This is a genomic window from Polaromonas sp. P1_E1_2 (assembly GCF_056406035.1).
This window is the reverse complement of the sequence record NZ_JBFUAZ010000060.1, coordinates 1-11,951: the sequence shown is the minus strand read 5'-3', so window position 1 is coordinate 11,951 and position 11,951 is coordinate 1. Positions and strand designations below refer to the sequence as shown.

Below are 11,951 nucleotides of genomic sequence, written 5' to 3'. Positions count from 1 at the left end.
GTCTCCACCCGCCGGCTTTGCGCGAAGGCCACATACCAGTCCAGGCTGCCCGGGTTGGCCATGGCGTCTTTGTTGACGACTTTCTCCAACGGCTGGCCCAGCAGCAGTTTCTTGATCGGCAGCTCCTGCTTCTTGCCGGATAGCGTGCGTGGGATTTCAGGCACGACAAAAATCTCATTGGGCACAAAGCGCGGCGACAACGCCGTCTTGACGGCCTGGTTCAGGCGCACCTTCATCGCTTCGTCAAGCACATGGCCAGGCCGCAGCACCACAAAGAGCGGCATATAGCTTTCGCGACTCAGGTATTCGAGGTCGACCACCATGGAGTCCAGCACTTCGGGCAGCGCCTCAATCGCGCTGTAGAGCTCGCTGGTGCCCATGCGCAGGCCGTGGCGGTTGATAGTGGCATCGCTGCGGCCATAGATGATGCAGCTGCCCGAGGGCGTAACCTTGAGCCAGTCGCCATGCCGCCACACGCCGGGGTAGGTGTCGAAGTAGCTCGCGAGGTAGCGTTGGTTGTCCTTGTCGCCAACGAAGTACAGCGGCATGGACGGCAGCGGCTGCGTGCAGACCAGCTCACCGACTTCATCGACAACGGACTCGCCCTTGTCGTTCCAGGCCTCGACCGCGCAGCCGAGGATGCGGCATTGCATTTCGCCGGGAACCACGGGCAGTTCGCGGTTGCCGCCTATAAACGCACCGGCGAAATCAGTCCCGCCGGAGATATTGCACCACCAGATTGGTGCCCCCACGCTTTTCACTTCGTGTACCTCCGGCGTTACGCTGCCCCTTTCCCCTGAAATTGGGGCTGCCTGGCCTTGGGGCGGCCCGGCGGCCAGGCGTGTCCGGTTTTCCCGATCACGTAGCTTTGCGAACTGCGCGGTACCCCATCGCTGCGTGTCTTCGCTGAGCGGTGATCCAGTTGTGCCCAGCGTACGAAGCCGGCCCAGGTCACCACACTGCGCRATGTCAATCCCCGCCTTCATGCAGTTGGCAAAGAAGGCCGCACCCGCACCAAAGAAAGTAGCACGCGTGTTGGCGACAAAGCGCCACAGTGTGGTCCAGTCGGGCTTGTCCTTGTTCGTGCCCGCCGGGTTGCCGTCGTAGATGCARCAGGTSGTRCCGTTRAGCAGGCTGGCGGCCTGCACGTTCCACATGATCCAGCCGGTGGAGCTGTACCAGTGAAAGCGTTCCGGATTGGCCGGGTCGGCATAACTGGGTGCCAGGTCGTTGTGCAGGCGCAGCAGCGCCAGCCCCACCAAGGCCACGCCACCATGGCCGTGGACGATGGGTTTGGGCAGGCCGGTGGTGCCGCTGGAATAGACGATCCACAATGGATGGTCAAACGGCAGCCAGAGTGGCTCGAAGGCCGCTGTTTGTGCATCGTTTCGGGCTGTGGCGCTTTGCAGGTGTGCGCAATCAGCTATCAAATCAATAGCATTTGAATTGCCGGGCAGCACCTCGTGAAGGATCACGTGCGTGGCGCTTGGCAGCGCGGCGGCCAGCTCGGCCACCACGCTGCGGCGGTCGATGTCCTTGCCGCCGTAGTGCACGCCGTTGCAGGCGATCAGCACCTTGGGCTCAATCTGGCGAAAACGGTCCAGCACAGCGGGCGTGCCCATGTCGGGCGCGCACACACTCCACACGGCGCCTATGCTGACCGTCGCGAGGAAGGCGACCATGGTCTCGGGCGTGTTGGGCAGATAGGCGGCCACGCGGTCGCCGGGCTGTACGCCCTGCGCCTTCAGGTGCAGGGCCAGCGACGCCGACTGCCGGCGCATCTCGGCCCAGCCCAGTTCGCGCGCTGCTTCGCCGTTCGCCAGGCTGCCTTCACCGTGGCTGACGATGGCAGGCACGCCCGCCGCGTCGGCCGCGGCCGTGTGGCGGAACACCTGCTGCGCGTAGTTGCCCTGCGCACCGGGAAACCACTCGGCTCCCGGCATGCTGCGCCGGCCCAGCACGGCCGTGTGCGCAGTGGGCGACTGCAGTTCGAAGTAGTCCCAGATGCTTTGCCAGAAGGCGTCGAGGTCGGTGACCGACCAGCGCCACAGCGCGTCATAGTTGTCGAATGACAGGCCGCGCGTAGCCTGCAGCCAGTTTTGGTACTTGCGTATCTGGAACATGAACGCAACCATAAACCAAGAGCGGCGAATGCGACCGGGTGGTATCCCCGGCATGACTTATATTGATTGGCTCTGCTTAATCGGGCCGTCTCCCATGGGGCCGCCTGTGCCGCGCATCTGTCCGCCTGAAAGTATTCATTGAACAGCGAGCCCTGGGTCATCTACTGCGACGGCAGCGCCGTGCCGAACCCCGGCCGCATGGGTCTGGGCGCGCTTGTCATGGCGCCTGACGGGACCCGGCATCCGCTGTCTATTACCGCGGAAGGCCGGGGCTGCAACAACGAAGCGGAGCTGCGCGCGCTGATGGCGGCCATGCAATACGCCAGGCGGCAGGGTGCTACCCAATTGTTGATCCACTGCGACAACAGCGTGGTGGTGCAGCAGCTGGCGGGAACCGCCACTGAACCCTTCCTGCGCCTGGTTCCGCTGTTCGACGAGGTGCGCGCCGTGCTGCGGTCTTTCGAGTCGGCGCGGCTGGTGTGGATACCACGCCACCGCAACCAGGAAGCCGATGCCCTGGCCCGGGCGGCGGTGGGGCTGATGCCTAAAGGCCCCGCTCCAGCGGCCAGGCGCCGTCGTTAGCTGCACGTGTGAATGCTTCGTTCCCGCACGAAGCAACGAAGTGCCGTAGCCGCGTATATATGTGGATGTACCCGCATCACCCCGTACACCCGCCCAGGAGCAACGCATGGCCAAAGAGATTATTCGCGTCGAACCCCTTTCCACCTGGCTGCAGCGATGGAAGGCGCCCACCTCTGTCGTCACGCGTCATGGCGATACGGTCTATGTGGCCGGCTTGCCGCCGTTCGACCCCGCCACGGGTGAAGTTGTCCACGCATCTGTGGAACGCCAGACCGAACTGGTGTTGGAGCAAATGAAGCTCTGCCTGGAAACAGCAGGTTCATCGCTGGGCCAGGTGCTCAAATGCAACGTCTATTGCACCTCGGTCGAGAAGTTTGCAACGGTCAATGCCATTTACGCCCGCTACTTCCCCCAGGATCCACCGGCCCGGATTTTCATCTGCGTGCCGGCATGGCCAGGGCACTTTGACATTGAGATGGATTGCATCGCCGCCTGCTAGCGCGCGCGGAAGGCCCGAAAACCGTGACACGATGAGGGAGTTGCACTTTCGCACAATCGTGCTAATATTCGCTGCATGGACGCCAAAACCCAGAAAAGCGAAATGACCCGCGCCGCCATCATCGGCGCAGGCATCGACCTGGCTGCGGCGGAAGGTCTGGAGGCCATCACCTTGCAGGCTGTGGCAGACCGCATCGGCATCTCCAAGAGCGGCGTGTTTTCGCGCATCGGCTCACGCGAGGCTTTGCAGAAAGCCGTGATTGAAGAGTTCGGCCGGCGCTTTATTGCCGATGTGTTTGTGCCCGCCATGCAGCAGCCCAAGGGTTTGCCGCGGCTGGAGACGATTGTGCAGCGCTGGATTGTGCGCACGCGCGATGTCGAGGCCAAGTCGGGCTGTATTTACACTGCGGGCGCCTTTGAGCTGGACGACCGCGAAGGCGAGTTGCGCGACCTGCTGCTCGGCGAGGTCACCCGCTGGCGCGCCTCGTTGCGGCGCACCGTACTGCAGGCCATGGAGGCCGGTCAACTGAAGACCGACACCGATGCGGAGCAGCTGGTCATGGAAATCAGCAGCATTGCCATGGGGATGTTTCACGATGCCCGTTTTCTACGCGATGCACGCGCGGCTGAACGGGCCCAGGCAGCCTGGGAGCGCCTGATCAAGAGCTACCAGACCGAGGCAGTCACCAAAAAATAAGAGACAAACGGGGCGGAAAGGGCAGCCATGCCATTTTCGATGTGTTGGCAAGTTTTAATTTCGCACGATCGTGCGGAGAAATGAGGAAATCATGTTGATCCTGATCATTGGCTTTGGCATTTATTTTGGCGTTCGCGCCGTGATGGCGGTGCAGGCTTCGCTGCGCACACTGCCGCGCAGCAATGAAGACTGGGTCTGGTACTGAAAACCGCGGAGACAGCAGACCATGACACGCACATCGCTCCAGGCCACCGCAGCCTTTTACAACGCCAGCCCCCTGACACGCATTTTCYGCTGGGGGCTGGGCGCTTCGCAGCAGCTCTGGCCCGCGCTGGCTGTGCGGGCGGCTTACCGCTTGTTCGGCACACCGCTACCGCCCAAGTGGGTGAGCCGTCGCAGAAAGTGGAGCCCCGACTGGCACATTGAGCAATGGCCTTTTGAAGATGCCAGCGTGACGATGTACAGCCGCCCCGTCGCACCTGCCGGCCCGGTGGTGCTATTGGTGCACGGCTGGGGCGGACACGCCGGGCAGATGCTGGCGCTGGCGGAGGTCTTGGGTGCGCAAGGCCTGCGGCCGGTCATTCTTGAAATGCCGGCGCACGGGCGCAGCAGCGGCTCGGTCACAAACCTGCCTCAGTTCGCGCGTGTGCTCGAGTACGTGACCGCACGGCTGCAGCAGCAGGGCCATACGCTGCGCGCGGTGGTGGCGCATTCGCTGTCGGCGAACGCCGGCGCTTATGCAGCCAGCCGCGGGCTGGCGGCCGGCCGGCTGGTGCTGCTCGCACCACCTGCCTCGCCGCTGGAATACACGCGGCTGTTCGCCCACGTATTCGGCCTGCGCGAATCCACGCGCGCGGCCATGCAGCGGCGCATCGAGGCGCGCGAAGGCATTTTGATGCCGCAGTTCGAGCCGGCGATGGTCGGCCCGCGCATCGCCCTGCCCACGCTGGTGGTGCATGACCGGCAGGACAGCATCAACCGCTTTGCCGACGGCGTGGCTTACAGCGAGGCGATTGCCGGCGCGCGCCTGGTGGCCACCGAAGGCCTGGGCCACCGCAAAATCCTCAAGGACGATGAGGTGCTGCGCCAGGTTGCCGCTTTCCTGGCCTGAGCCAGGTACCTCTCCAGCGTGCCCGCCCTTGTGCGGCGCGCGCATTCCCCCTAGCATTGCCTCACTTTTATAAAGAGGAGACATGATGGGAATGCTGGACTGGACAGAAAAAAGCAGCGCGGTACTGCAGCAAGGCGGCGTCATCGGGCCCGACGAGCGCCTGCCGTGGCCACAGACCGCGGTGATGGGCGTGCAGCACGTGATCGCGATGTTCGGCGCCACGGTGCTGGCACCCATCCTCATGGGGTTTGACCCCAACATCGCCATCCTGATGAGCGGCATCGGCACACTGATCTTCTTCGTCATCACCGGCGGCAAGGTGCCCAGCTACCTCGGTTCGAGTTTTGCCTTCATCGGTGTGGTGATTGCGGCCACGGCCTATGCCGGCAAAGGGCCGAATGCCAACCTGGGCGTGGCGCTGGGCGGCATCATCGCCTGCGGCGTGGTGTACACGCTGATCGGCTTCATCGTGCAGTCCATCGGCACCGGCTGGATAGAACGTTTCATGCCGCCCGTGGTCACCGGCGCCGTGGTGGCGGTGATCGGCCTGAACCTGGCCAGCATTCCCATCAAGAACATGGCTGCCGGCAATTTCGATTCATGGATGCAGGTGGTGACGTTTGTGAGCGTGGCCCTGGTAGCCGTGATGACGCGCGGCATGGTGCAGCGGCTGCTGATCCTGGTCGGCCTGATCGTGGCGAGCGTGATTTATGCGGTGCTGACCAACGGACTGGGCCTTGGCAAGCCGATGGACCTGTCGGGCATCGCCAATGCCGCCTGGGTCGGCCTGCCGGGCTTCACGGCACCGGTGTTCAGCGCCAATGCCATGCTGCTGATTGCGCCCGTCGCCATCATTCTGGTGGCGGAAAACCTCGGCCACATCAAGGCGGTGACGGCCATGACCGGCAAGAACCTGGACGTCTACATGGGCCGCGCCTTCATCGGCGACGGCGTGGCGACCATCGTATCGGGTAGCGCGGGTGGCACAGGCGTAACGACCTATGCCGAAAACATCGGCGTGATGGCGGCGACCAAGATCTATTCCACCGCCGTCTTCGTGGTGGCGGCGCTGATCGCCGTGGTGCTGGGCTTCAGCCCCAAGTTCGGCGCGCTGATCCAGGCGATTCCGCTGCCGGTGATGGGCGGCGTGAGCATCGTGGTGTTCGGCCTCATTGCCGTGGCCGGCGCCAAGATCTGGGTGGACAACAAGGTGGACTTTTCAGACAACCGCAATTTGATTGTTGCCGCCATCACGCTGGTGCTCGGCACCGGTGACTTCACGCTGAAGTTCGGCCAGTTCGCACTGGGCGGCATCGGCACCGCGACCTTTGGTGCGATCCTGCTGTACGCCTTGCTGAGCCGCAAACCCTGATCAACGAATCGCTATCTATTTGATAGCTGCTTGCGCATGCCCTGATTGGGCTTTAGCTTCTTTTTAATGCCAAAAGCCCCCGCTGACCCAACAACCGGGGGTTTTTTCTGGCTGGCGGCAACAGGCGCTGCCAGCCAGGATCAATGGTCCATCAGCCCAGGAAACGTCCACCTGCGCCGAGCACGCCCAGTTCGACAAATTTCGAACCCGCGAACGGCGGCGCGGCATAGTCGACACTGAAACCGCCGAGGTCGAACTTCTGCAGGCCGGCCAGCGCGGTGCGCAGTTTGCCGCGCGTCACATCGCGGCCGGCGCGCTCCAGGCCCTCGGCCATCACGTGGGTGTTGATATAACTCTCCAGGCTGCCGAGCGAGAACTCCTGCTGGCCGATGGCGCGCATGGCGGCCTGGTAGTCACGCACCACCTGCAGCTTGGCGCGGTATGGGTCAGGGAACACCATGGTCAGCGCCAGGCCGGAACCGGCCGCGCCCAGGGCCTTGATGCCGTCGCCCGACAACGTCACGCTCAGGCCTGCGACAGGCAGCATCGGTGACGCTTTCTTCAGCGCGGTAATGAGGCCGACGGATGCCGAACCGGCGGTGCCAAGCAGCACGGCGCCGGGTTTGCCCGCGACGACCTGGTTCACGACCTCGTTGAGGTTCTTGCCGTCGACGGCCAGCGCCACCGGCGCGGCGACCTTGGCGCCCTGCACCTGCAGCGCGCGGTTGACATCGAGCACCACCTCCTTGCCGTAGTCGTTGTCCAGGTAGACGACGGCCAGGTCCTTGATGCCCATGCTCACGATTCTTTGCACCAGGCGCTGGGTTTCGTCGGTGAAGCTGGCGCGCACATGGAACACGTTGCGCATGCCGGGCTTGCGCAGCGAGGACGCACCCGAACGCGGCCCGACGTAAGGCAGGTTGGACTCTTCAATCACCGGCACGATGGCGGCGTTGTTGGGCGTGCCGACGCAGGACATCAGCGCAAAAATGCTGCCGTCGCCGATCATCTTCCTGACGTTGTCGGCGCTGCGCTGCGGCACATAGGCATCGTCCAGCATCTGGAACTGCAGCATACGGCCGTTCACGCCACCCTTGGCGTTGATCTGGCCCATGGCTGCGTCCACGCCCAGCTTGAGCTCGGCGCCCACACTGGCCAGCGGACCGCTGGTCGCACCGGTGCTGCCGATGGTGATGGCCTTGGCCGTCAGACCCTCCTGGGCATAGGCATTGCGAATGAAAGCGGGAGCGGCGGCAAGGGCAGCCATTTGAGGGGCAAACGAAAGGAAGCGGCGGCGAAGCATCGCAAATCTCCAAAAGGTGGGGTAGCCGTGAAGGCCAAAAGACAAGGCCGAGTGACCTTGCGGGGTAAAACCGCCCGCCAACCGGCGCACAGCAGCGCGCCAAAATGGCAGAGCAAATCATTTAAGGTTAAATGATTCTAGGGGTAAACCCTTACCAATTGATGACAGCACGCAGGCAACTGTGAAATGGCCGGGGCATGGCCCGGCTTGTCGCCGGCTAAGCCGGTTTCGCCGGGGGTTACTTACTTGGCCTGGGGTTGGCCGGTAGCCCTGGCAAGGGCTGCTTTGGTTCTGGCGAGTTCGCGTTCCAGGTCGGCACGCTCGCCGATTTCCTGTTCCAGGGTTTCATTGACCTGCGCGAGGTCTTCCGCGGATTCCTGGATGCGGGTTTCGAGGGCGTCGGTTTTCTGCAGGGCCTGGGCCACTTCGCCGGCCTGCACGTGCGGCGGGAGTTCCTGTTTGAGCACCGTGTTGATCACCATCAGCTCGGCGGCCGATTGCTCCACGGTGTCCTTGACGGCCTCGTTTTGCCCAAGCGCGCGCTCCAGGGGAGTCGATGCGGTGTTGGAAGCGGCAGACTGCTGCTGTGGCATATCGATGGCCTTATGGTCGGTTGATGCGGGTCGTTGAAACGTGGGGTATCCGCAAAAATGATGGTGTTGGCTTGCGCTGCTTCAGCGGGATTTTAACCACCTGTGGCAAATTCAGAGGGCCAGAAGCTCAGCATCGGATGGGGGTATTGACGGCAACCAGACCCACTGGGCGCCGTTGATGGATCGGGCCCTCAGCGCGATTTGGACGGTGCGGCAGGCGCCTTGCCGCTGCGCGCCGCACTGGCAGGCTGCGCCGGGCCCGGGCTGAAAATCTTGCCCAGCGTGGAGCCGATGCGGGCCCCAATGGCCGTGCCAACACCCGGCAGTACCGCGGTGCCCACCACAGCGCCCGCAATGGCACCGCCCGACACGGAAAATTTGACGTTGTCGAGCGGGCCGCTGACTGTCAGCGGGATGCCCACAATGCCGTCCACCAGGTCAACGGCAAACTCGCCCGCAATCTGCCGGTTGGCGATTTTGGCCTCACCCGATGCTGTGAGCACGCCCGAACTGGCCTTCACGCCGGTGTAGGTCACCACCATGCCCTCGGGCGTGTTCTGCGTGTCGAGCTGGCCCGTGATGGTGTCCAGCGGTGTCTGGCCGGCGTGTTCCTTGCCGGCCGTGCGCACGGCCTTTTCCAGGTCAAAGCGCAGCAGCGTGGACTTGCCCACCGTAAAGGGGGTTTTGGTGTGCAACGACTGCGCCAGCTCGGCCACCGTGTCGCCATTGGCCGAGAGCGTGGTTTCACCCGACGCTTTGCCTGCAACGACAGACCGGCGATTGAAAGCAGCCAACGCGCTTTCAACTTCGATATCGCGGGGCTGCAGGGTGCCTTCGAGATGCATGCGCCCGTTGGCACGAAACTCGAGCCGGACTTCCCCATCGGCCGTGCCGCCGCCCACGCGGATGCGTGTGTCCCAGCGGTCTTCCTGGCCCTGACGTGCCAGGCTCAGCTGGGTGGTGGGCTCGACATTGGGACGCCTCAGCACGGCCTTGCGCGGGCGCCACGCGGGGTCGAAATCAACCTCGCCGTCATACACTACAGAGATGCCGCGCCGCGAGATCCAGGTCACGTCGCGAAACACAAAACGCGCCAGCGGCAGTTCATCGCCGGCCATCTCGTCTTTTTTTTCTCGCTGTTTCCCCAGCCCGCGCAGCGACAGCTGGGGCACCACGGCGCCTTCCAGGTCGGCACGGTCAATTTTCACGCGGCGTTGCCACAGGGCGAAGAGGTCCGGGTAGACGGTGAGTTTTTTAATAAGGATCGGCTGGGGCTGTTCCGTGCGGGCCTCTTCAATCACCACCGCCGGCGAAGGCAGCAAACGCCAGTGCAATGCACCGACACGGACCTTGACGCCCAATTGCGCCTCCAGCTCGGTGGCGGCGCGCTGCGCGAGTTCCTCGTCACTCGGCAACAGCCGAAGTGCGGCAAACCACAGCAAGCCGAGGGCCAGTGCGACACCCAGCAGCCCTGCCAGCCATTTGTTCGAACGTGTCATCGGACCGATGGAGCCGGGCAGCCCMGGTTCCGGTAATCCAGGTTCATGTAGTCCGTGCAGTCCGTGTGCGTGTGGTCCGTGTGTCTCATACGGCCAGCTTAAGCCCGGCCGCCGCTGCAGCCTACGCGACAAGGTGCCCAAGCGCTGTAGGCCGCAACCTTATAGTGAGGGGTATCAGCCCTGTGAGAACCTTCATGCGCATCTGGAAACAGCCCATCTCCGTCGAACTGCTCACGCACCACAACGCCGACAGTGCGGTCACCCATCTGGGCATCGAATTCCTGGAGGTGGGTGACGACTTCATCCGCGCCCGCGTGCCGGTGGACCGCCGCACGGTACAACCCTATGGCTTGCTGCATGGCGGCGTATCGGTGGTGCTGGCGGAGACCCTGGGCTCTTGCGGCGCGGCCTTTGCGGCACCCGAAGGGCACCGCGCTGTCGGGCTGGACATCAATGCCAATCACCTCAAGGGCGTCACCAGCGGCTGGGTCACCGGTACCACGCGGCCCGTGCACATTGGACGCAGTACGCAGGTGTGGCAGATCGAGCTCACCAATGACGCGGGCGAACTGACCTGTGTCTCGCGCATCACGATGGCGATGCTGCGGCCGGGGTGATGGCGCATTGCCATTGATGGCTGTAACGGCTTCGTTACGAATAGCAACAATTTCTCTGCGCCAGATATTAGTCATGCAGTGGGCCTGAACCTGGTGCACTATCGCGGTCGTGGTCAGCGACGCTTTTCAGGCTTTTCACCGGGTTTTCGCCCGGAAAGCCGCGCTACAAGCCACATCCGGGTCTTGTCGGTCAACGCCAACTCCATATTTTTTTTATCTTAAGGCGTGCTCTGAATCGTATTTGATCTTATGTTGCCCCGTCCGTATTGTTCGCCACAACTAGGTTGAAAGCTAACAAATGGACACAAGTAATGTAAGTCGATGGGCCACAGCGCTGCTGGCAGCCGTCCTGTGCGGCGCAGGACACGCACAGATTTTGATCGGCCAGACAGCCGGTTTCACGGGTCCCGTGGCCGCGGGCGTCAAGGAAAACACCGAAGGTGCGCGCCTGTGGCTGGATGCGGTGAACGCCCGGGGCGGGATCGCAGGCCGGCAACTGGAGCTGGTGTCACTGGACGACAAGTTCGACCCCAAGCTCGCCGGCGAGAACGCGCAAAAGCTGGCCGAGCGCGGCGCCGTCGCCTTGTTCCTGACGCGCGGCACGCCCCCCACCGAAGCCGTGTTGCCCGTACTGTTAGCCAACCATATGCCGCTGGTCGGCCCCTCCACGGGCGCGATGATCCTGCACCAGCCGGTCAACCGCTATGTCTTCAATGTGCGCGCAACCTACCAGCGCGAGGCCGAGAAGGCCATCGAGCACCTGCACACGCTGGGCATCCAGCGTATCGCTGTGGTGCATGCGGACGACTCCTTCGGCCGTGACGGGCTGGAGGGAGCCAACAAGGGCTTTACGCAGGCGAAGCTGAAGCCCACCAATATCCTGAAAGCGGACCGCAGCAAGCCCGACTACAACCAGCTTGTTCCACCCATTCTGGCAAGCGATGCGCAAGCCGTGCTCTGGATCGGCTCGAGCAACGCCGTGGCGGATGGGGTGCGGGCCCTGCGCGCCGCCAAGTCGTCCGTGCGCGTGGTCACCTTGTCCAACAACGCATCGGCGGGCTTCATCAAGGCGCTGGGGGAGTATTCACGCGGCGTCATCGTCACGCAGGTCTACCCGGCGGAGCGCTCCTATGCCTACACGATGGTGCAGGAAGCCAACGACCTGGCCAAAGCCAAGGGGATAGCGCTGTCGCCGGCCATGCTGGAAGGCTATGCCGCTGCCAAGGTGCTGGTGGAGGGCCTGCGGCGCGCGGGCAAGAACCCGACGCGGGAGACGCTGCAGGCGGCCCTGGAAGGCATGAAACGCTTCGACCTGGGCGGGCTGGAGGTGAGCTTCAGCCCCGACGACCACACGGGGCTGGACTTCGCGGACCTCTCCATCGTGAGCCTCGAGGGCCGCTTCGTGCGTTGACATGCGCTGACGTCCAGCTGCATCGAGGCCCTCCACATGAGAAGACYGCCATGGCATGGATGAAGTCGCTGCACAGCCGGCCGCATGAAAGTGCSCTGGAGCCATCGACGCTGGACCTGGACCAGCTGCGCCATCAGCTCCACGA

At 63.5% G+C, this 11,951-nt stretch carries 11 protein-coding genes; 7 read left to right on the top strand and 4 right to left on the bottom strand.

Features of this window, described 5'->3' with window-relative positions; all coding sequences use genetic code 11:
• Positions 1–2,123, bottom strand: a 2,123-nt coding sequence (locus AC1D1P_RS05405; protein WP_477672311.1) for an acetoacetate--CoA ligase, incomplete at its 3' end; no start/stop codon positions are given.
• A 138-nt stretch (positions 2,124–2,261) separates the two neighbouring features.
• Between AC1D1P_RS05405 and AC1D1P_RS05400 the strand changes: the two genes are divergently transcribed.
• The 5 genes from AC1D1P_RS05400 (at position 2,262) to AC1D1P_RS05380 (ending at position 6,383) form a co-directional block, all read left to right on the top strand.
• Complete coding sequence (locus AC1D1P_RS05400) at positions 2,262–2,705, top strand: ribonuclease HI family protein (RefSeq protein WP_477670367.1); 444 nt, start codon at positions 2,262–2,264, stop codon at positions 2,703–2,705.
• Positions 2,706–2,811: 106 nt separating this feature from the next.
• Complete coding sequence (locus AC1D1P_RS05395; RefSeq protein ID WP_477670368.1) at positions 2,812–3,204, top strand: RidA family protein; 393 nt, start codon at positions 2,812–2,814, stop codon at positions 3,202–3,204.
• Positions 3,205–3,279: 75 nt separating this feature from the next.
• Positions 3,280–3,900: a TetR/AcrR family transcriptional regulator gene (locus AC1D1P_RS05390; protein WP_477672310.1), complete on the top strand. Its 621-nt coding sequence runs from the start codon at positions 3,280–3,282 to the stop codon at positions 3,898–3,900.
• Between the two features lie 226 nt (positions 3,901–4,126).
• Complete coding sequence (locus AC1D1P_RS05385) at positions 4,127–5,011, top strand: alpha/beta hydrolase (RefSeq protein WP_477672309.1); 885 nt, start codon at positions 4,127–4,129, stop codon at positions 5,009–5,011.
• 85 nt (positions 5,012–5,096) lie between these two features.
• Positions 5,097–6,383, top strand: coding sequence for a solute carrier family 23 protein (locus AC1D1P_RS05380; protein ID WP_457281830.1), 1,287 nt, complete (start codon positions 5,097–5,099; stop codon positions 6,381–6,383).
• Between the two features lie 151 nt (positions 6,384–6,534).
• Here the strand turns inward: AC1D1P_RS05380 and AC1D1P_RS05375 are convergent, their stop codons facing one another.
• The 3 genes from AC1D1P_RS05375 to AC1D1P_RS05365 form a co-directional block, all read right to left on the bottom strand.
• Entirely contained in the window at positions 6,535–7,686 is a 1,152-nt protein-coding gene (locus AC1D1P_RS05375; RefSeq protein ID WP_477670372.1) for an ABC transporter substrate-binding protein, read from the bottom strand.
• Between the two features lie 242 nt (positions 7,687–7,928).
• Positions 7,929–8,279: a hypothetical protein gene (locus AC1D1P_RS05370; RefSeq protein WP_477670373.1), complete on the bottom strand. Its 351-nt coding sequence runs from the start codon at positions 8,277–8,279 to the stop codon at positions 7,929–7,931.
• Between the two features lie 191 nt (positions 8,280–8,470).
• Positions 8,471–9,778 carry a hypothetical protein gene (locus tag AC1D1P_RS05365; protein WP_477672308.1) on the bottom strand — a complete coding sequence of 436 codons (1,308 nt, stop codon included), beginning with the start codon at positions 9,776–9,778 and terminating at the stop codon, positions 8,471–8,473.
• A gap of 194 nt (positions 9,779–9,972) precedes the next feature.
• On the opposite strand from AC1D1P_RS05365, the gene AC1D1P_RS05360 reads away from it, so the two are divergent.
• A complete protein-coding gene (locus tag AC1D1P_RS05360) occupies positions 9,973–10,395 on the top strand; it encodes a hotdog fold thioesterase (protein ID WP_477670375.1) in 423 nt (140 codons plus the stop codon).
• A gap of 298 nt (positions 10,396–10,693) precedes the next feature.
• Positions 10,694–11,806, top strand: coding sequence for an ABC transporter substrate-binding protein (locus AC1D1P_RS05355; protein ID WP_477670376.1), 1,113 nt, complete (start codon positions 10,694–10,696; stop codon positions 11,804–11,806).
• Positions 11,807–11,951 lie beyond the last annotated feature (145 nt).

Bases quoted from the DNA above. Each gene is read 5' to 3' on its own strand.
- AC1D1P_RS05370 (WP_477670373.1), bottom strand. From the start codon at position 8,279: ATGCCACAGCAGCAGTCTGCCGCTTCCAACACCGCATCGACTCCCCTG.
- AC1D1P_RS05355 (WP_477670376.1), top strand. From the start codon at position 10,694: ATGGACACAAGTAATGTAAGTCGATGGGCCACAGCGCTGCTGGCAGCC.
- AC1D1P_RS05395 (WP_477670368.1), top strand. From the start codon at position 2,812: ATGGCCAAAGAGATTATTCGCGTCGAACCCCTTTCCACCTGGCTGCAG.
- AC1D1P_RS05380 (WP_457281830.1), top strand. From the start codon at position 5,097: ATGGGAATGCTGGACTGGACAGAAAAAAGCAGCGCGGTACTGCAGCAA.
- AC1D1P_RS05360 (WP_477670375.1), top strand. From the start codon at position 9,973: ATGCGCATCTGGAAACAGCCCATCTCCGTCGAACTGCTCACGCACCAC.
- AC1D1P_RS05390 (WP_477672310.1), top strand. From the start codon at position 3,280: ATGGACGCCAAAACCCAGAAAAGCGAAATGACCCGCGCCGCCATCATC.
- AC1D1P_RS05375 (WP_477670372.1), bottom strand. From the start codon at position 7,686: ATGCTTCGCCGCCGCTTCCTTTCGTTTGCCCCTCAAATGGCTGCCCTT.
- AC1D1P_RS05365 (WP_477672308.1), bottom strand. From the start codon at position 9,778: ATGACACGTTCGAACAAATGGCTGGCAGGGCTGCTGGGTGTCGCACTG.